Annotated in this window: 14 protein-coding genes; 5 read left to right on the top strand and 9 right to left on the bottom strand. The window is 45.3% G+C overall.

Going from position 1 to position 20116, the window contains the following annotated elements; all coding sequences use genetic code 11:
* The first annotated feature begins 15 nt into the window (after nt 1-15).
* From HMPREF9193_RS00745 to clpB, 4 genes are read left to right on the top strand one after another with little or no spacing between them, the layout of a single operon-like run.
* Complete coding sequence (locus tag HMPREF9193_RS00745; protein WP_021686121.1) at nt 16-1359, top strand: flagellar motor switch protein FliG; 1344 nt, start codon at nt 16-18, stop codon at nt 1357-1359.
* Complete coding sequence (locus HMPREF9193_RS00740; protein WP_021686120.1) at nt 1352-4381, top strand: insulinase family protein; 3030 nt, start codon at nt 1352-1354, stop codon at nt 4379-4381. Before HMPREF9193_RS00745 ends, HMPREF9193_RS00740 begins: the two co-directional genes overlap by 8 nt.
* Nucleotides 4382-4390: 9 nt before the next feature.
* On the top strand, nt 4391-5497 hold the full coding sequence (locus HMPREF9193_RS00735) for a hypothetical protein (RefSeq protein ID WP_021686119.1): 1107 nt from the start codon (nt 4391-4393) through the stop codon (nt 5495-5497).
* A gap of 31 nt (nt 5498-5528) precedes the next feature.
* On the top strand, nt 5529-8123 hold the full coding sequence (clpB, locus tag HMPREF9193_RS00730) for an ATP-dependent chaperone ClpB (RefSeq protein WP_021686118.1): 2595 nt from the start codon (nt 5529-5531) through the stop codon (nt 8121-8123).
* Between the two features lie 100 nt (nt 8124-8223).
* Here clpB and HMPREF9193_RS00725 read toward each other — a convergent pair whose 3' ends face one another.
* From HMPREF9193_RS00725 to groL, 7 genes are all read right to left on the bottom strand, one after another.
* Nucleotides 8224-9165, bottom strand: coding sequence for a 4Fe-4S dicluster domain-containing protein (locus tag HMPREF9193_RS00725; RefSeq protein WP_021686116.1), 942 nt, complete (start codon nt 9163-9165; stop codon nt 8224-8226).
* Complete coding sequence (locus HMPREF9193_RS00720) at nt 9162-9620, bottom strand: MarR family winged helix-turn-helix transcriptional regulator (RefSeq protein ID WP_040847176.1); 459 nt, start codon at nt 9618-9620, stop codon at nt 9162-9164. The genes HMPREF9193_RS00725 and HMPREF9193_RS00720 overlap by 4 nt, the downstream gene beginning before the upstream one ends.
* Nucleotides 9621-9772: 152 nt before the next feature.
* A complete protein-coding gene (locus tag HMPREF9193_RS00715) occupies nt 9773-10777 on the bottom strand; it encodes a carbohydrate kinase family protein (protein ID WP_040847174.1) in 1005 nt (334 codons plus the stop codon).
* Nucleotides 10778-10817: 40 nt separating this feature from the next.
* The gene (locus HMPREF9193_RS00710) at nt 10818-11927 is read right to left on the bottom strand and encodes a hypothetical protein (protein WP_021686113.1); all 1110 of its coding nucleotides are present in this window, start codon (nt 11925-11927) and stop codon (nt 10818-10820) included.
* Nucleotides 11924-14755 carry a VCBS repeat-containing protein gene (locus tag HMPREF9193_RS00705; RefSeq protein WP_021686112.1) on the bottom strand — a complete coding sequence of 944 codons (2832 nt, stop codon included), beginning with the start codon at nt 14753-14755 and terminating at the stop codon, nt 11924-11926. Before HMPREF9193_RS00705 ends, HMPREF9193_RS00710 begins: the two co-directional genes overlap by 4 nt.
* Nucleotides 14756-14901: 146 nt before the next feature.
* A complete protein-coding gene (locus HMPREF9193_RS00700; protein WP_040847173.1) occupies nt 14902-15624 on the bottom strand; it encodes an InlB B-repeat-containing protein in 723 nt (240 codons plus the stop codon).
* A gap of 229 nt (nt 15625-15853) precedes the next feature.
* Entirely contained in the window at nt 15854-17497 is a 1644-nt protein-coding gene (gene groL / locus HMPREF9193_RS00695; RefSeq protein ID WP_040847171.1) for a chaperonin GroEL, read from the bottom strand.
* Nucleotides 17498-17619: 122 nt separating this feature from the next.
* Here groL and rnhA point away from each other — a divergent pair, with 122 nt between their 5' ends.
* Entirely contained in the window at nt 17620-18090 is a 471-nt protein-coding gene (gene rnhA, locus HMPREF9193_RS00690; RefSeq protein ID WP_021686108.1) for a ribonuclease HI, read from the top strand.
* A gap of 76 nt (nt 18091-18166) precedes the next feature.
* Here the strand turns inward: rnhA and HMPREF9193_RS00685 are convergent, their stop codons facing one another.
* On the bottom strand, nt 18167-19711 hold the full coding sequence (locus HMPREF9193_RS00685; RefSeq protein ID WP_021686107.1) for a DUF5312 family protein: 1545 nt from the start codon (nt 19709-19711) through the stop codon (nt 18167-18169).
* A gap of 169 nt (nt 19712-19880) precedes the next feature.
* Nucleotides 19881-20116 (bottom strand): formylglycine-generating enzyme family protein (locus tag HMPREF9193_RS00680; protein ID WP_021686106.1); only part of this gene is annotated, 236 nt, incomplete at its 5' end.

Raw genomic sequence — 20116 nt, 5'->3', positions numbered from 1 at the left:
TCGCTATCATAACGTATGAATTTAAACGATAAGCGCATACAAGCATATAAAAAAACGGCACAACACTCCGCCGAGCCTAAAGGCGGTTCCGGTGGTGCCGCCGGCTTTACTGAAAAAGCGGCTCAAAGCGCAGAATCCGGGAGTGCGCACAGCTTTGAACTTGAGCCGAACCTGACCGCTGCAAATTCCGCTTCCGTGCGCGGCGGCGATTCGGGAAAAAACACAGTAAAAAAAATGCGCACGCACATAGACGCGCTTATGGAGCGCGACGGACTTTTAAAAATCGTAAAAGCGCAAAACTTAAACAGCGAAAACAAAACGGATGGGCTAAGCGCCGCTAACGGAGAAAACACCGCTAACGGGGGCCCTGCAGGCGATTCGGTGTACCGCAGAGTGGCAAAATTTTTGCTGCTTATCGGTGTAAACGAAGCTGCAAAAATACTCCCGCATTTAACCGACGAACAAACCGAAAAAATCATACCCGAAATCGCTTCCGTGCGCAGCGTCGATCCGGATGAAGCTTCCGCTATTTTTGCAGAATTCCAATCGCTTTTACAGCGCTCCCGTCAATCCGGCGGTGTGCAAACGGCACGCACTATTTTGGAAAAAGCGTTCGGTCCGGAAAAAGCGCAGCATATGCTGGAAAAATCCGTTCCCTATCCTGAAGGAACGCCGTTTGATTATTTGCAAGAAATCGATACCGACCGCCTTGAACAGCTTTTAAAAGACGAAATCGCTCCCGTGCAAGCGCTTGTTTTATCGCGCTTAAAACCTGCGCTCGCTGCCGATTTTATAAAGCGGCAGAACCCGCAAAAACAAAAAGAAATTATCAGCCGTCTTGCAAAACTTTCATCGCTGCCGCCGGATATCGTGCGCCGCATAGACGGAACAATGCGCGAAAAACTGCAAACGCTGAGTACGGAAGCTACCGACAGAATAGACGGAAGAAACGCCCTTGCCGGAATTCTAAAAAAAATGAATGCGGATGCGGAAAAAAACGTTTTGACCTTACTCGGTCAAACCGACCCGGAGCTGGAAGACGATTTACGCCGGCGCTTGTTTACCGTTGATGATATTGTCAATGCGGACGACCGCTTTATGCAGGAAAAACTGCGCTCTATGAGCGACGAAGAAATTGCCGTATTGATTGCCGGCAAAGAAGAGCGCTTTAGACAAAAGATTTTAACAAATGTTTCTAAAACGCGCGGCGACATTATTTTGGAAGAAGAACAATTAAAAAAGCCGGTATTAAAAAAAGACAGCGATGAAATTACCAATGCGTTTTTTACCTTTTTGCGCCGTGCATGGGAAGACGGAAAATTGGTGGTAAAAGACAGAGGCGAAGATGTGTATGTGTGAACAGTGGGAATTGCTGAAACGCGAAAAAATGAGCGACTATAAATCAACAGGCATACACCTGCGCCACAAACAAACGGGAATGGAAGTGTTTCATCTTTTTAACGATGACGAAGAAAACTTGTTTGCTTTCGGTTTTAAAACGCTGAACAATTGTTCAAACGGAGCCGCCCACGTACTTGAACATTCGGTGTTGTGCGGTTCAAAACACTATCCTTTAAAAGATCCGTTTATGCAGTTGAACAGTCAAAGTGTAAAAACGTTTTTAAACGCGATGACTTTTCCCGACAAAACGCTGTATCCTGCATCTTCAATGGTAAAAGCCGATTATTTTAATCTTATGGCAGTATACGGGGACGCGGTTTTTTTCCCGCTGCTGCGTCCCGAAATTTTTGCGCAAGAAGCTCACCGCTACGAAATCGATAAAAACGGCAATCTTTCGATTCAAGGCGTTGTATACAACGAAATGAAAGGTTCGTATTCAAGCTTCGACGCCGTTGTGTCGGACTTTGTGGTACAGTGCAGTTTGCCCGATACTCCGTATGCATTCGATTCGGGAGGAGACCCTGCCGATATTCCGTCTTTAACTTTGGAAAAACTAAAGGATTTTCACCGCGAACACTACAGCCCGTCAAAATGCCGCTTGTTTTTGTACGGAAATATTCCTACCGAAATGCAGCTTGATTTTATAGAAAAACACTTTTTATCTTCTTTTAATGAAAAGAATTACGCTGCGGCAAACACCGTGAACGGGGCGCCGGGCAAAATCGAAAAAACGATTTCGTTTAAGCCTTTTGACAAACCGTGCACGTTAAGCTTGTACGGTCCGTCGTCATCCGGAGAAAAAGGGGCAACCGTAGTGCTTAACTGGGTGCTGGGTAATGCCGCCGATACGGACAGCTATATGGAAGCCGTATTGCTGTCCGAAATACTGGTCGGTCATGATGCTTCTCCTTTGCTTAAAGCACTTTTGGATTCCGGCTTGGGCGAAGACATTGCGCCTCATACGGGTTTGGAAACGGAATTGCCGCGTTTAATGTTTTCTTGCGGCATGCGCGGAGTAAAGGCGGGCAATGCCGATAAAATTGAAGGCTGTGTGACGGATGTGCTGCAATCGCTGGCAGCCAAGGGTATAGGTGCTCAAGATGTGCAAACCGCCGTTATGGCAGTCGATTTTTCGCAACGGGAAGTGCTGCGTTCAGCAGGTCCTTGGTCGCTGGTGCTTATGCGCAGGTCTTTCCGCGGTTGGCTTAACGGCACTGATCCGTTTTCGCCGCTTAAAACGAGGGCGGCTTTTGAGCGTATTAAAAGCCGTATTTTAAGCGGCGAAGGAAAAGACTATTTACAAACACTTGTAAAACGGCATTTTTTGGATAATCCTCACCGGCTTTTACTTACCGTTACTCCCGATCCATCTTACGATGCCGAGCGGGAAAAAAAATATGCGCAAAGTCTTTTAACATGTACGCAAAAAAAAGAAGATATTTTAAAACAACAGCAAGCTTTGCACACCTTTCAGCAAAACGGCGACGGCAAACGCTCGCTTATTCCGCATATAAAACCGGCTCAGCTGGAAAAGACAATAGACCGCATTCATACCGAAAAAACCTGCGAAAACGGTGTGTGTCTGTTTGTGCATAATGAAGCGGTAAACGGTATTGTGTATGTTACGGCGGCTTTTCCGGTAGATGTACTTGAGCCGTCTTGTTATCCGCTTTTGCCGTTTTATGCGCAAGCTCTTACAAATACGGGCTTTAAAGGGATGGATTGGGCACAAGCGGCGGCAAAAATTGCGCATATTACAGGCGGATTTTCCGCTTCCGTTTTTACTTCCGCTGCAAGCGAATGGGCACAAAACGAGCGAGAGCTTAATTGCAATGAACTTTTGGGAAGAGATTGGCTGTTTGTGCGCGTAAAAACGCTTGCAGAAAATGCGGAACAAGGCATAGATCTTTTGTTTGATTGTTTTGAAACGGCGGATTTTTCCGATGCCAAACGGCTGCATACACTTGCGCTCGAATACCGCAACGACTTTGCTTCCTCGGTTATTCCTGCCGGGCATGAATATGCTTTGTCTCGCTGTGCTTGTGCGTTCAGCCGCTCAAAGGCGGTAGAAGAAATGTGGAGCGGTTTAAGCCAGTTGTATACGGCACAAAAAATTGCTTCGTGCAAAACCGAAACCCTGTGCACCGAATTGCAAGCGATGCATAAAAAATTAAAAACAGCCGGCATTGTATTAAACATTACCGCAGACGATACGGGATTAAAAAGGGCACGCAAAGCTCTTGCCGCCCGTTCGGCGCACTACAGCGCACCTGCTTTTTTAAATAAAAGCGAAGTTTTGACTTTACAAGATTTTTTGCCTTTTACCCTTATAGAAAAAAAAGCCGGTGCTCCGGCACAAACGATACGAACAGTGCAAACGGAACAATCGGTGCAAGCACAACAACGCGGTTGCGTTTTGAACGTATACACGGCTCCTTCGCAAACAGGTTTTGCCGCCGCATGTTTTTCTGCTTCGGCATTCGGCACAAAAAAAGCGGTATACGAAAGTCTTTTTGCGCACTGGTTTACCAACAATGTGTTGTGGGAAAAAATCCGCACCGTCGGCGGCGCTTACGGTGCGTTTGCTTTTGCCGATAGTATGGAAAAAGTTTTTTCTTTTGTTTCGTACCGCGATCCGGATCCTGCACGCTCTTTGGATGTGTTTTTCCGTTGTTTGGAAAAATCATCCGATGAGCGCATACAATCGGAAGTGTTGGAACGAGCGGTTACCGGCTGTTACAGTAAAGAAGTGCAGCCGCGCTCTCCGTCAGCCCGCGGTTTTACAGGTTTTATACGCGCATTATACGGTATACGCGACGAAGAGCGCGAACAAAAGTTGGATGCGCTTTTAAGCGCAACAGCCTCTGATGTACAAAAAGCCGCCCGGGCGCTTTCGGAAAATGCGTACAATGCGCACAAATCGATTTTGTGCGGAAAATATACCGGCTCTACTGGAACAATTATTGCTTTACCGCTATAATGCGCCTATATGAGTGTCAAAAAAGCGTATTTGCGGAAAAACCGCGAAATGCCTGTCGGAAAATACAAAAAAAACGGCTTTGTATGCTGGCGCCACGTATTTACCGGGTTAAACGTTAAAACCGGTGATAAAAAAACTTTTTTTATTGAATGCTTTATCGTTAATCCGAGCCGTTTATCCGAACAGCCGGTGTTCGGTCAATTATATGAACAAAAAATTAAAAAATACTATCCTTCATACATTATGGTAAAAGCGGGCACATGGGGAAAAAAATCCGTACAAATACACCGTTTTTATCCGGTTTCCGACATGCACTGCGAGCGCAGATATTTTGACATCCGTTTACCCGATTTTCAAATGGGCGAAGAAACGCTCAGCGGCAGCGTTTTTATGAGCGAAAACGATGTTCTTGTGCACCCGGAATACATGAGCGATGCGGGCAGTATGTCGTGGAATTTAACCGTAAGAAAAAACTTAGCTTATACTTTTAAAAATATAAACTGGCACACGCAAGGCATAAAAGCCGAATACGGCGGAAAACTCGTGTTTTGCGGAGAAGATTATATTGTAACCCCCGAACAATCGTACGGTTATGCCGATAAATTCTGGGGTTGCGATTTTGTCAGCCCGCTTATATACATAGCGTCCTCTCATATCATAAGCGAAATAAGCCGGCTGCCGCTTAAAAATACTTGTTTTGCAGTCGGCTGCGGCGGTTCCAAAACACTCGGGCCTCATGCAGAGCCGTTGTATTCGGCGGTTTTTTACTATGAGGGTGAACGTTACGATTTTCCCTTAAGCGGATTATGGAAAAAAAGCCGTATAAAACTCGATTTTAAAGAGGGAGAAGAAAACCTGCATTGGCTTGTTTCCGCCGAAACTAAAAAATATTTATTTGATATCGATGTTTTTTGCCCGCAAAACGAAACGCTGTTTATAAACTACGAAGCTCCGTCCGGCAACAAGTATCACAACCGCTTGTGGAGCTGCGGCAACGGGAGCGGCGAAATAAAACTGTTTCACAAAGGCGGAAAAAAACTCGAATTGATAGAACACGCCCGTTTGGAAAATTCATTTTGCGAATACGGCGAATACGACATGCTCGATTTTATTTGACGTTTGTTTTTTTTAATCGTAAATTTATTATATGAATTATGATAAAATGACAGTGAAAGTGCAGGATGCGCTGCAAAGCGCGAGCGCTCTTGCGCAGCAAAAAGACCACAGTGAAATCGGTACGGAACACGTACTGTACGCGCTGCTTACCCAGGAAGGCGGCATTGTCGCACCGATCGTCGAGCGTATAGGCGCGGATCCGGCGCAGCTTGCGGGACAAGTTCAAACCTTACTCGACCGTTATCCGGTAGTGCACGGCAACGTGCAAATGGGCTTGTCGGCAGAATTTTCAAAAATCCTTGCAAAAGCGGAGCAGGAGGCTTCCGCATTAAAAGATGAATATCTTTCGGCCGAACATATTTTATTGGCAATCGTGTCTTCGGACGGAGAATGTGCCTCGCTGCTCAAGCAAAACGGTATAAATCGATCTTCGGTTTTGGAAGCGCTTAAAGCTGTGCGCGGCAACCAGCGCGTAACCAATCAAGACCCCGAAGCGACTATGCAGGCGCTGGACAAATATTGCCGAGATCTTACCGCCCTTGCGCGCCAAGAAAAAATCGATCCGGTTATCGGGCGCGACGAAGAAATCAGGCGCGTTATGCAAGTGCTGTGCCGCCGCACCAAAAACAATCCCGTGCTCATCGGTGAGCCGGGCGTCGGCAAAACCGCAATAGTCGAAGGGCTTGCCCGCCGCATTGTCGCTTCCGACGTACCCGACAGTTTAAAAAGCAAGCGGCTTTTAGCCTTGGATTTGGGCTCTTTGGTTGCCGGTGCAAAATTCCGCGGCGAGTTTGAAGAGCGCTTAAAAGCGGTTATCAACGAAGTGCAAAAAAGCGAAGGGCAAATTATTTTATTTATCGACGAATTGCACACCTTGGTCGGCGCCGGTGCGAGCGAAGGCTCGATGGACGCTTCCAATTTATTAAAGCCCGCCCTTGCGCGCGGAGAACTTCGCGCCATCGGAGCGACCACCTTGGACGAGTACCGCAAATACATCGAAAAAGATGCGGCACTGGAACGGCGCTTTCAGCAAGTGTATTGCGCCGAGCCTTCGGTCGAAGATACCATCGCTATTTTGCGCGGCTTGCAGGAAAAGTACGAAGTACACCACGGTGTGCGCATCCGCGACGACGCCCTCGTCGCTGCGGCGGTGCTTTCAAACCGCTATATTACAAACCGTTTTTTACCGGATAAGGCCATCGACTTGGTTGACGAAGCGGCGAGTAAGCTGAAGATGGAAATCGAAAGTCAGCCGACTGAACTCGATCAGGAAGAGCGCAAAATTTTGCAGCTGACAATCGAAAAACAAGCGCTCAGCAAAGAAAAAGACGAAGCGTCCAAGGTGCGCCTCGATAAACTGAATAAAGAATTGGCGGAGCATAGCGCAAAACGCGATGCGATGAAAATGCAGTGGCAAAACGAAAAGGAGCGCATAGACGCTTCGCGCAAACTCAAAGAAGAGTTGGAGCAACTGCACACCGACGAAATCCGCTATACGCGCGAAGGCAATTTGAACAAAGCCGCCGAAATCAAATACGGGCGCATACCCGAAATTGAGCGCAAACTCGAACAAGCCGTCAGCAGCGAACGCGATGCGGCTTCCGGTAAATCATCCGGCGCCGACGAAAGCTTATTGCGACAGGAAGTGTCGGAAGAAGACATTGCGCGCATCGTTTCTACGTGGACGGGGATACCCGTGAGCAAAATGCTTGCCGGCGAAAAGCAAAAGTATTTGGAATTGGAAAGCGTATTGCACAAACGCGTCATCGGACAGGACGAAGCGGTAAAAGCCGTTGCCGATGCGATCAGGCGCAACCGGGCCGGCTTGAGCGACGAAAACCGTCCTTTGGGAAGCTTTTTGTTTATCGGCCCGACGGGCGTCGGCAAAACTGAGCTTGCAAAAACGCTTGCCGACTTTTTGTTTAACGACGAAAAAGCGCTTACCCGCATAGACATGAGCGAGTACATGGAAAAATTCAGCGTAAGCCGCCTTATCGGAGCGCCTCCCGGCTATGTCGGTTACGACGAGGGCGGACAGCTTACCGAAGCGGTACGCCGGCGTCCGTACAGCGTCGTACTGTTCGACGAAATCGAAAAAGCGCACACCGACGTATTCAACGTACTTTTGCAAGTGCTCGACGACGGCCGTTTGACGGACGGGCAGGGACGCGTCGTGGACTTTAAAAACACGATTATCATTATGACCAGCAATTTGGGAAGCGATTTGATTTTGCAGGCGGACACAAACGAAAAGCTGCGCCAAGCTTCCGGTCAAATCGACGCGCTTTTAAAAGCGCAGTTCCGGCCGGAATTTTTAAACCGCATAGACGAAATCATTACGTTCAGCCGCCTCGACAAAAGCTGCATGGAAGCGATTGTGCGCAATCAATTGGAACGCCTTGCCAAGCGTTTTGCCGAACGCCGCCAAACGCTCGAGGTTTCCGACGATGCCGTCCGCTGGCTTGCCGATACGGGTTACGATCCTTTGTTCGGAGCACGGCCGGTTAAACGGGCTATTCAAACCTATTTGGAAAACCCGCTTGCGAAAAAAATCCTTGCAGGCGATTATCCCGAAGACTGCACCGTTCACGTCGGCAAAGGCAAAGACGGCTTAACGTTTGCATAAAAGCCATAAGATAACCGCAAGACGGCTTTCGATACAGGTCTTATTGATATTCAGATAAAACACAGTGCAAGGCGGGCAAAAGTCCGCCTTGCACTGTGTTTTACCGCTCATAATTCAATGCCTCTTTGTCGTTTATATAACCGTATTTTTTAGGATATATTGCCGATACGGGATTTTCCAAAACAGTGTTGCCGTCGCACAACCTTTTTTGTGCAAGTGTACGGTACTCGAAAACGACGGCACCGCTTGAACAGTTGTAAAAACATTCCCCGCACAGGATACAGTTTTTTTGATTTTTTATCGACGCTTTTCCCCCGCTAAAAGCAATATTATTGACGGGGCAGGCTGCAACACACTTTTTGCATCCGGCGCATTTTTCACGCAGTACGGATACGGTTTTAAAACGCGCGTGTATTTTTTTTTGCGGCAACATCCGTAAAATAAAACGCATAGGCGCCTTTGTGTATGCAAACGAAGCGCTGTTATCCCGTATTGCGTTTTTGGTTGAGCATATATCGAATACCTTGTTTACAGCGGTATCTATTAAAAGCGCTTCGGCGTCTCCCGGTTTATTCGGTAAAATTTCCGTATGAAAATACCTGCTGAGTGTATGAAAAGACGCAAGTTTTATTCCCAGTACCGGTACGTAGTTTTTCTTTTTTAATGCGCGCGCCATTTCTTCCAGCGCGACAAATGAATGAGCGCCGCCGTAGGTTATAAAGGGAACAGCGCATTTTGCGCGTTGTGCGTCCGCTTCGGGAAGCGCTTCGATAACGCGCAGTACACAACTTTCCGCGTGCCCTGCATATACCGGAGCGCCGACAAAAAGCACATCGAATTCCGTCAACTTGTTTTGCAAATACTTTGTTTTTTCCGAGCGCGGCGCGTACAGTAAAATATCGTCTTTGGTGATGTTTATAATATCGGCGCGGCTGCCGGCTGCATCCTCTTTGCTTTCAAAGCTTTTTTGTATCATGTGTGCTGCACCGAGCGTGTGTCCCGACGGACTGAATACGATGACGGCTGCTTTCATATTCTTCATATTTTCTCCTTGCTTAAATCGGGAATGCACTCGTCAACTAATTTTGCCAATTTTTCCAGCGCGGCAAATTCTTTTTTTGAAAGAGAAGTTAAATACGATACAAGTTTGGCCTTAAAATCCGCGTGAAATTTTTCGTGATTTTTATAGGCGGCCTCTCCTTCTTCGGTTAATTTAAAATACACTGTTTTTTTGTTACCCTGTTTTTTATATTTTTCTATTAATTTTTTTTTCAAAAGTTTGTCTGATACTTGCGTTACCGCACCGTTTGTAACGCCGAGTTTTTCCGAAAGTTCGGAAGCACTGTATCCGCCGTCCAAACCGATTGCGTCTATAAAATGTATTTCGCTTTGGTACAGTTTGTGCCGCGTGCCGAAACTTTTAGGTTTTTTATCGTTGGCGCTTATGCGGTATTGAATTTTTTGCGTAAGCTTTATAAAAGATAATACATCGTTCATAGACCCTTCCGCTATATTTGTTTTAGTTGCTAAAATAAATATAACACAGGTTTTTTTCTTTGTCAATATATTTTAGCTGCTAAAATATATTGGTTTGCCCAAAAAGTTTGCAGAACCTGCAAAGGTCCGTCTTGAACTGTGTTTTTGTTTATTTAAAATCCCTTTTGCATTAAATCGCGGATTTCCGTTTCCGAGGGCATAACTTTAAGAGCCCCGCGTTTTGTTGTAACAAGAGATGCCGCCGCGTTTGCAAAAATCAGCATATTGTGCAGCCTCTGTGCGGTAAAATCGGTAAAGCCGTTTTGCAAAACATCGTGCAAAATACATGCACTGAACGTGTCGCCGGCTCCGGTTGTATCGACGGTTTTTACTTTTTCAAAAGTGGGCGCTTGCGTTCTTATACCCAAATCGTCGGTGCAGTGTTCATCCGCATAAAAAAGGATGCTGCCTTTTTTGCCGCAGGTAACGCCGATAAGGGGAATACGGTAATGCGAGCGCAAAGTGCGTACACCTTTTTCGATGTCTGCACAACCCGTTACAAATTCCAATTCTTCTTCGGCGATTTTTAAAATATCGCACTGTGATAAACCGAATTTGATGCACTCTTTTGCGTGTTCCAAATTGTCCCATAGCGGAATACGCAAATTCGGATCGAACGAACAAAGCGCGCCGCTTTTTTTTGCCGAAAAAATTGCCTGTTCAGTTGCTTCACAAGCCGGATCGCATGTCATAGAAAGGGTACCGAAATGAAATATTTTTGTTTTTTCAAAAATCTGCAGGTTTATTTCGTGTGATGCAAGCTGCGTATCCGCTCCCGGATTTCTGTAAAATGAAAAATCACGGTCGCCGTCTTGTTTTGTTTGCACAAAAGCAAGCGTCGTATTGAATTCTGTGTCGACGATAAGATTTTCCGTTCCGATACCTAAATCGTCAAGCACGTTTTTTAAATGTTTGCCGAAAATATCGTTGCCGACTTTACCGATAAAGGAAACCGAATGCCCAAGTTTTTTAAGCATTGCAAGAACGTTCGGGGGAGCGCCTCCCGGGTTTGCTTCCATAAGCCAGTTTCCTTCACCGCTTAAACCGTTTTGCGTAAAATCAATCAGCAGTTCGCCTAAGGCAGTAACGTCAACCGTTTTGTTTTGACTGTTATTCATAGTTTCCTCCGGCATTTTATATGCAGCTTTAAAAACGCATTTAGCGTACCGTATCCGCCTTTTTAAGCCAATTGTAAAATTCCAAACCGCTTACTGCACCGTCAGGCTCGAACCGTTTTCCTTCTATTAAAGGAATAACATCCTCTTCAACAGTGCCTAAAACGGCATCAAAGTACATATCGTCTACGCTCACGTCTTGCACCGGGCTTGCGGCATTCCGTTTTTTATACTTTTCGCTGTACCGATTTAAAAGAGCCGGGTTGTTTTCGGCAATTAAGTGCCATAAAAACAAAGCCGCATCTTTTCGCTTCGCCGTATCTTGTGTAAGGTTTGCATCCGGTGCATACCAGCCGTCGGCTTTTAAACGCTCGGCAAGACGTGTACTTTGCCGGCGGGCGGTTCCCGTTATAAAATCAAGTGCGTTTGTGTTGTCTTGAGCTAAAGCTGCCATATCGGTAAGCAGCAGGACATTTTGGCTTATAATTTGAGCTGTTTCTTTTTTAAGATTTTTATCAACCGTATAAAATTTGGCGCAGTATGTTCTTTTTTCAGCGTATAAAGAACCGTATTCTTCGGGTAAAAAATCAAAAGCGGCATCAAAGGCTGCCAAAGCGTTTGTGTAATTTTGTAGTTCGTAGTACACAGAGCCGAGCTCTGCGGTAAGCCGGTAAAAATCGGGATTTTGTTTTACGGCATCTTCAAGATACTGCCGTTTTTCTTCATTTTTTGTTATTAAGCGGGAGTTTACCAAGCGTACATATTCATCGTATGAATCGTAGTTTTCAGCCGTTTTAAGCATTTTTTTTGCCGAAATTCTGTCGCGGTTCAGTATATACCAGTCGGCATACAGCGCATAAATGCGCGCCAAATATTCTGCATCGGAAGAGGGTACGGATAAAAGGAAATCCAGCTCTTTTTTTATAAGCGTGTTTTTTTCGGAATTGAATTCGCGGTATTGATTTATGATTGAACGCTCGATAAATTCAACAAGCATGCGGTTGTCTTTTTTTGCGGATACCGAATATATGTCCGATTGTTTTAAGCCGCGCGGTATTGTTGAACAAGCCGATAAAAAAACGACGGCTATGCACAGCGCACATTTTCCGCAAGCTTTGTGCAGGGCATTTTGTTTGTTTTTTTGTACGTTCATTTTAAAGCTCCGGTATATGCATGAATGGTATTGTCTATGCCGCAGCTTATCAGTTCTTTTTTGCCGTCGCCGTCGGCGTCGATAAAACAGGGCGTTCCTGTTCCCGAAACGGGAAACCCGTCTATGGGTATAAATTGGGACGTATACGCATAGATAGCGTTGCCGCCGCCGGAAACTAAAAGTTCATCCGTTCCGTTGCCGTCCAAATCGATAAGGGTGAGCGTATAGCTGCCGGCATTTTTTTGTTTTACCGCGGTTTTGTCGATAATGCGGCAATTTCTGTCGATTTTATACAAATCGCCGCGGTCGGTTACAGCAAAAAACATTTTTAGATTGGCAGAATATACCGGCTGACTTTTGCACGGTGCATTAAGGGCAACGGAAAATTCGCACAAATCATCATAAACACTGTCTGAAACCGCCTGTTCATCGCTTTGCCCTGCTTCGCCATCTTTACCATCAGCGTTTGCAGTATCTGCCGCCGTAGTGCTAGCCGTACCGACCGGGGCACCGGTAAAGGTGCTGTCCTTATCTTCCGGCTTGCAGCGGAACAGTGAAAAAGTGCCGTCTTCGGTTAAAACGGCGCAGTGTAATTCGGCTTTATCGTCTTTATATAAAACACCCTGCACAGCCGAAATGGAATTCAGTGCAACCGGAAAACCGTCGGCAATTTTTCCTTCGATATTAAAAAGATACAAAGAACTGTCAAAAGAGCGCGGCACGGCGGCTGCAGCGGTTTCGTACACTGCCGGCGGATTTTTAAGCTTTGCGTTCATTTCGTCCGAATAGTATGTGTGTGCGTTCGATTCTACAAACAGTATAAGCGGTTTATCCGCAACCGGAATAAGTGCCGTGTTTTGCATAATGGTCGGACTTGCGGTACAGCGTTCGCCCGTTAAAACGGGAAAGCCTTGCGCCGGGTTAAGGCTGTAATCGGTTTTGTATACCGTGCCGCGCGCAGAAACCGCCCACACCGCTTTTACCGTATCCGTTTTGCCCGTTTGTACGGTTAAATACGCCGTATCGTCCAGTTTTAAGGTGTGTACGCTTTGGTCTGCCAAATTAAGCGCATACACCGATTGACCGGAAGCCCAATAGGCAAAAGGTACGTTTGCAGAACTTTTTGCACAATATATGCGCGACTGTATTTTTACAGCGCACTCGTACGGAAAAGCGGCAATTTCGGCTAAAGAATGCGAAGCGGTTTTTTGTGCATAAACTTCAAAGTTTATTTTTTGGGAAGCAGACAGCTTTACCGACACAACCCCTTTGCCGTAATTTTTTAAAATCGATTTCATAGCACGGTTGTTTTTTAAAAAAGAAGGAACGTGGCGGTCTACCGTGTAGTATGCAAAAACCGACGTTTCTGAAGAAAACGCACGGGTAATGTTTTTCCAGTTTTCGGTTTTTACCAATAAATTACCGCTTTTTACTTCGTTTACCAATGCCGCCAAAGCTTCGGCGCTTTGCGAAAGGTATACATAGCCGTTTTGTATAACATAAAACGGGGTAGGTAAATCGGTGTTAAACGAGTGTAAAAGGGATTTAATAATGTCCGGAAATTCTATGCGTGGAATGCGAAGCCCATCTACAACGGCGGATACGTCTTTTTGCGCAAAAGCCGACGAAAGAATTTGATTGAAAGCGTCGCGGCACCGGCGCTCATTTTTTACCGAAACAAAAAAAACGGGACTGTCGGTGTGTTCTGTTCCGAAAACGCCGATTTCATCACCCATCCACGAAAAAAACAGTTCGTCAATACTTTTTTTAAAAAGCAATTTGCAGCTTTTTGAAACATTTTCATACGAGCGCAGTATATCTTTGCTGAATAAAGACGAAGCGTGTTCAAATAAAAAAGACGGAGAGCCTATTTTAAGCAGCGTGATGTATTCAATCGATTTGGGAAGACGAGATAAAATTCCCGGAACCGCCGATTTTGTTTTTAAAATCGTTTTTAAACCGTCGGAACTTGTGTCCCAACGGACGTTTCCCGAAGCGCTTAAAGCACTGTCGTTTAAATCGATATTAACGGCGGTATATTCGGGAAAATTCAAATCGGCAATAATATTGCCGTATGCGGGAGACTTGCCGATGCTTTCGGTAAAATAATTTATATCGGTTAAAATGCCGAACGTATCTGCTCCGGCTTTTTTTGTTTCCCGAATAAAACGCTTAACCGTTTGAATGTTTTGCGGTGTTTCGGAAACTTTCGTCGTTTGTATAGTTTGCATAAATAAAGCGTGCGAAGAAGAACCGATGAGTAAATCTTTGTAAGCACCGATGTATATTTTTTGCCCGTTTCCCGCATCGTATATCCAGTATAAAAAACCGTTTTCCGTTTCGCGCGAAAGATTTTCCATAGATAAAAAAGACGAAAGCAAAGAGGTATTGTATTTTACAACAACGGAAAAAAGACGTACTGCAGCGGAACGGAAGCCCAGTTTTGCGCAAATTATATATGCACCGTTTGAATAAAAAGCGGCATCCGTCCTGAAATTTGAAGCAAAATTAAACCATTTTGCCGACAGCACAGGGGAAATCCGCAGTGAGCGCAAACTGCCTTGCAGTTTTGCCGTGTGCTGCCCTGCCGGCAGCGAATCGAGTGTTTGTACCGAAACGGTTTTTTGTAAAAAAGCACCTGCCGACGGCACGGTAGCATAGGCGTAAAATCCTTGCGGAACGCATACGGCAGGCTCGGCGCCGTCCAAGGCGGAATAAGCTAAAAAACCGCCGATACATAGCACAACAATAATAATAACGGTTAAAAACGTAACCGCAATTTTATATAAAAACCCGTGTTTGTAAGTTTTTTTAACCGCTTCCGACATTGTTACCCCTATTGTTTAAGTGTAAAATGTTCCGTTGTATGTGTCAAGGTTTCGCAACACTTGCAGCATTCGTGTAGCAATACTCTCTGCAGCCATAGTGCCGCTGCTGGCCGGTTACGGTTTTTTGATTATAGGTTCACCGATTTTTATTTAACCAATGTGTTGTATTTTACGGTTACTTCCGTTTCTCCGCTTTTCAAATGTAAATTTTTATCGTCAGAGGTTTTTAAGTGAGGATTGCCTGCGAATTCTATTTTCCACTTTGCCGGCGTTAGCAACGGTGTTGTTATAAATTTTATAGAGAATTCTTCCGGTACCGTTGATCTAACTTTTAGGGTTTTTGAAGTTTTGTTGTACTCAGCTGTGCCGAGATACGTATCGGTATCGGTTCCTGTTTTATCGAAAAAAGTAATATTGGCGACAGTATCTTTAGTTAGCGCAATACGCAAAGTATGCGGTTTTCCGTCAGTATCGGCTATGGTGCCGTGTGCATCCCATATAAGATCTTGTATATCGAGTTCGCTGAACTGAACTTTTACATCCGTATTTGCGGTTATTTTTAAAGTTGCGCTTTTTTTATCTGTTGTTACCTGTAGTTCCGCAGGTCCCGTCCAGCCGGTTATATAATAGTTATCTTTAGGTTCGGCGCTAAAGGTTACAATTGTGTTTTTTGCAACTTTTTCACCGACGGTCAGTGCTCTGCCGTTTGCAAGTTTTGCCGTTACTTTTCCCGTATCCGGATCTTGGGGGGCAAAAATTACTTGGTATATGTCATCGGCAGGTGTACCGCCGGAGCTGTTGTTGTTAAATTGCGTACAGCTTGCAAAAAGCAGTGCACATACGCTTATGTACATAATTAATTTTTTCATGTTGTTCTCCTTAAATATCGATTTTAGCATTTTTTTGTAAAAGTTTCAATGTTGTACTGTTTGCAAAAATAAAAAAAAGCTGTACGAAAGCGACAGTTATACACTGTGTTTTCGACAGCCTTTTCGTTTGTAAAAAGCGGACGACCTCAAAACCGATCGCCGACGGCAAGATGTCGGCGGCAAAACCCGAAACGGTGTCCGGATTTTGCCGATTTGTCCGAAAACGGTATTAATACATACCGTCCATACCGCCCATTCCTCCCGCACCGGGCATGGGAGCCGGCGGCGCTTTTTCAGGAATATCGGTAATCGCAGCTTCGGTGGTCAATAAAAGACCGGCGATGGAAGCGGCGTTTTGCAATGCCGAGCGGGTAACTTTTGCCGGGTCTATAATACCTGCCGACATCATGTCTTTCCATTCTTTTTTTGCCGCATCAAAACCGATACCCTTCTTTTCGTGTTTTGCGCGGTCGGCAATAACAGCACCGTCAAAGCCTGCGTTTTCCGCAATTTGGCGGATAGGTTCTTCCAAAGCGCGTTTGACGATTTTAAATCCTACTTTTTCGTCGTCGGTTAAAGCGCTCAAATCGGCTTTTTCAAGAGCTAAAGAAGCTTGAATAAGCGCCAAACCGCCTCCGGGCACGATTCCTTCTTCCAAAGCCGCACGGGTAGCGGATAAAGTATCTTCTACGCGGTGCTTTTTTTCTTTCATTTCGGTTTCGGTAACCGCACCGATATTGATAACGGCAACACCGCCGGACAATTTTGCCAAGCGTTCTTTTAATTTTTCTTTGTCGTAATCGGAAGTGGAAGCGTCTATTTGCGTTTTAATTTGTGCAACGCGTTCTTTAATGTCTTTACCGTTGCCCGCACCGTCTACGATAATCGTATTGTCTTTATCGATTTTAACGGTTTTTGCGGTACCGAGCATATTCAGTTCCGCCGTTTCCAGTTTTAAGCCGAGTTCTTCGCTGATAACTTGACCGCCGGTAAGAATAGCGATGTCCTCAAGCATAGCTTTGCGCCGGTCGCCGAATCCGGGGGCTTTTACCGCACAAGTTTTAAGCGTGCCGCGCAAACTGTTAACAACCAACGTTGCCAAAGCTTCGCCGTCCATATCTTCGGCAATAATAACCAGCGGTTTGCCCGTTTGCGCAATTTTTTCGAGCAAGGGAAGCAAATCTTTCATGCTGGAAATCTTTTTGTCGTGAATGAGGATGTACGGGTCGGAAAAAACCGTTTCCATTCTATCGCGGTCGGTTACAAAGTAAGAAGAAATATAACCGCGGTCGAACTGCATACCTTCAACAAATTCGGTGGTCGTATCCATAGTTTTGGATTCTTCAACGGTAATAACGCCGTCTTTTCCGACTTTTTGAATGGCACCGGCAAGAATGCTGCCGATTTCCGTATCGTTGTTTGCCGAAACGGTGGCAACGTGTTCAACTTCTTCGGAACCTTTAATTTCTTTTGAAGCTTTTTTTATTTCTTCTACCGAAAGGGCAACGGCTTTGTCCATGCCTCGTTTTATTTCAATGGGAGTAATGCCTGCCGCTACCGCTTTTAAGCCTTCGCGTACCATAGAATATGCAAGAACCGTTGCTGTTGTCGTACCGTCGCCGGCAACGTCATTTGTTTTTGATGCAACTTCTTTTACCAGCTGCGCGCCCATGTTTTCGTAAGGGTCTTCAAGTTCGATTTCTTTTGCTACCGACACTCCGTCTTTGGTAATGGTAGGTGCGCCGAATTTTTTATCCAGCATTACCAAACGTCCTTTAGGACCGAGTGTTACTTTAACTGCGCGGGAAATTTGCTCTACACCTGAAAGCATTTTTTTCCGGGCGTCGTCGTTAAACAGCAGTTGTTTAGCCATTTTTTTCATCTCCTTATCTATTTGGCATATCAATGAATTTGTGTTATACTCAAAAGATACTGTTTTTTAGCCGAAACGGCAAGGGAGTAAAAAGTTTTTATACATAATTTTAAGAGGTGCTTATGGAAAAAGAAGCTGCAAACGGCGTGGTTGTATATACCGACGGCGCATGTTCGGGGAACCCGGGACCGGGCGGGTGGGGTGCCGTTATTTTAAACGGTAAAGAAGAAATTGTGTGCAGCGGCGGCGAAAGCTATACAACAAATAACCGCATGGAACTGAGTGCCGCTATAGGCGTTTTGGAAAAAATAAGCATGCTCGATGCGCTGCGTACAAAAAAAATAACAGTGTACATCGACAGTCAGTACGTAAAAAACGGTATTTCAAGCTGGATACTTAAGTGGAAACGCAACGGCTGGAAAACTGCCGATAAAAAGCCGGTAAAAAACAAAGATTTATGGGAACGCCTCGATGCGTGCGTTTCTCTACTGGATATAGATTGGCGTTGGGTAAAAGGGCATGCCGGCAATACGTATAACGAAATGTGCGACCGCTTGGCAGTGCAGGAAAGCCGCAAAGCTGCCGCTCTTTAGTTCTGCCGCAGCCATAGCAGCCGGTTTTGTCGGCAGCAGGCAATGTTTTACTGCTCCGGTTCGCCGAAGCCAAGTGTCAGCTTTCGCCTGCGCCTAAAAAGTATTTCATTAAATTTACAAAAAGGTAAATTTGTTTGTACAGTGCGATACCCTGTTCTTTTATCGGCTGGTCGGCAAAGTGTATAAGTTCTTGCCAGTTCATCAATATTTCCGGCTTTTTGCGGTCGATGTCTTCCAAAAGGTTTTTAGTGTTTTTTCCTAAAACGATAAAATCTTTAGTTGCCGATGTGAGCATAGCATACGCTTTTTCGTTTGCGTCGCGGATAATCGAATTCAATATGTTTTTAGCTTCTTTATCGCGTTCGGCACGCAACAAATAGGTTTTTATCTTTGCACCGGTTTCTCCGTCCTCTGCGAGCATGTTGTCGAATTCGGTTATTTTTTCCGAAATCCCCAACAATTCGTGGTAAGCTTCGGACATAGGGGCAGACAACGTGGACGATACCCATTGACCGCGCACCAGTACCAAGTCGGCAAATTCGCGGATGTATTTTTTCATGTATTCGATAAGAAAAGCTTTAAGATAGTTTAACGGAGCGCAGTAAGTATAGCCGGACAATCCTTTTTTTTCAAATATTTTAGTGTTTTCTTCCGTATAGTTTTTCAACCGTGCGCCGGCACTGTCGCCGAAAATACTGCGTACAATTTCGTCGATTTTTGAATTCTTTTGTTCGGTTTGAATTTTTTGCAGCGCATTTTCTACCGTGTGCCGCATTTTATTTAATTGGTCGTCTATGATGTGTTCTTTGTGTTCGGTTATAACGGTTTGATAGCCCGGATCTTTTGCAATCAGCTGAATAATCATTTCGAATACCGCTTTGTCGCGGTAGCGGCGCAAAAGCTGCATTGTTTTATTCCATGTGCCCGTAGATAGGGGTTTAATGTTCGGCATTTCTTTTAAAACGGCAAACACTTCCGTCCAATCTTCATTTAAAGGAAGCGACCATGCAACCGAAGTAAAGTCTTTTAAATCTTCCAATATATACTCGGCGCGGATATTGTCGAAGCGGGGAGTGTAAGAAAAATTTTGTTCTTGCATGCCCGAATCGAATTTTTTAAGTAAAAAATAATAGTCGAACATACAAAAACCGATAAACAACGAAAGCTTTGTGTATACGGTATCTATTTTTGTTATTTTTTCGGTGTCGAATGCGTTCAAATACGCGCTTAAATCCGCTTTTACTTGCCCTGCCAGCTCTTTAATGGGTATTGTCTTGGCTTGTTCCAATATAGTGCTTTCATCCAGTTTTTCGGCAAGGTTTTTTTGAGCGTCTGTAAGATAGTGATTTATAACCAGATTTTTAAAAGTGTTCGGGTTTATTGTGTTTTTAAAAACAAACTGCGTAGGACCGACGATTTTGTATAAGCCGAAAAAGAATTTGGCAAGCTGTGCGAGCGCTTCGCCTGAATTATATTTGTAAAATTTTACTTTGGTTTTATTTAATTCTTTGTTTATCCGTTTTAAAAGCCGTGCTTTTTCCGCATCGGCATCCGACGAACCGAACAAACTGAACAAGCGTTCAAAAAAGCCCATTTTGCCGCTTGGTTTTTTGTTAGCCATAAATTAAATATGGACGAAAAGCCGTCCTCTGTCAAGGGCGCCGCCGCAGGCACAGCGGCAAAAAAACGCCCTCAAGCCGAGCTTTTCTTCCGGCTTGAGGGCATTTTTTAATGGGTAATTATTGGCTTGCCGCCGGTATCAATTACCCATTGGATTTGTCCATTAAACTCTAGGGGCGACAAGCCAAACGAAAGCCAAGCTTGCCGTTGCGACTTTCCGGCTCGTGGTCGTCCCGATAGGCACGAGCGGCGTCGCCCGCGCTGTAAAACCAGCTGCCGCCGCGTCTGACGCGGCGAGAACCGGAAGGCACCCCAGCCGGATCCTGCCCGCCGGCAGGTGTAGTGGAGCTATGCCAGTCCCAGCACCATTCCCATACGTTTCCGCTCATGTCGTAAAGCCCGTAGC

This window comes from Treponema lecithinolyticum ATCC 700332, from assembly GCA_000468055.1.
In the GTDB taxonomy this organism is placed as follows: domain Bacteria; phylum Spirochaetota; class Spirochaetia; order Treponematales; family Treponemataceae; genus Treponema_C; species Treponema_C lecithinolyticum.
This window is presented reverse-complemented; position numbering and strand designations above follow the sequence as displayed.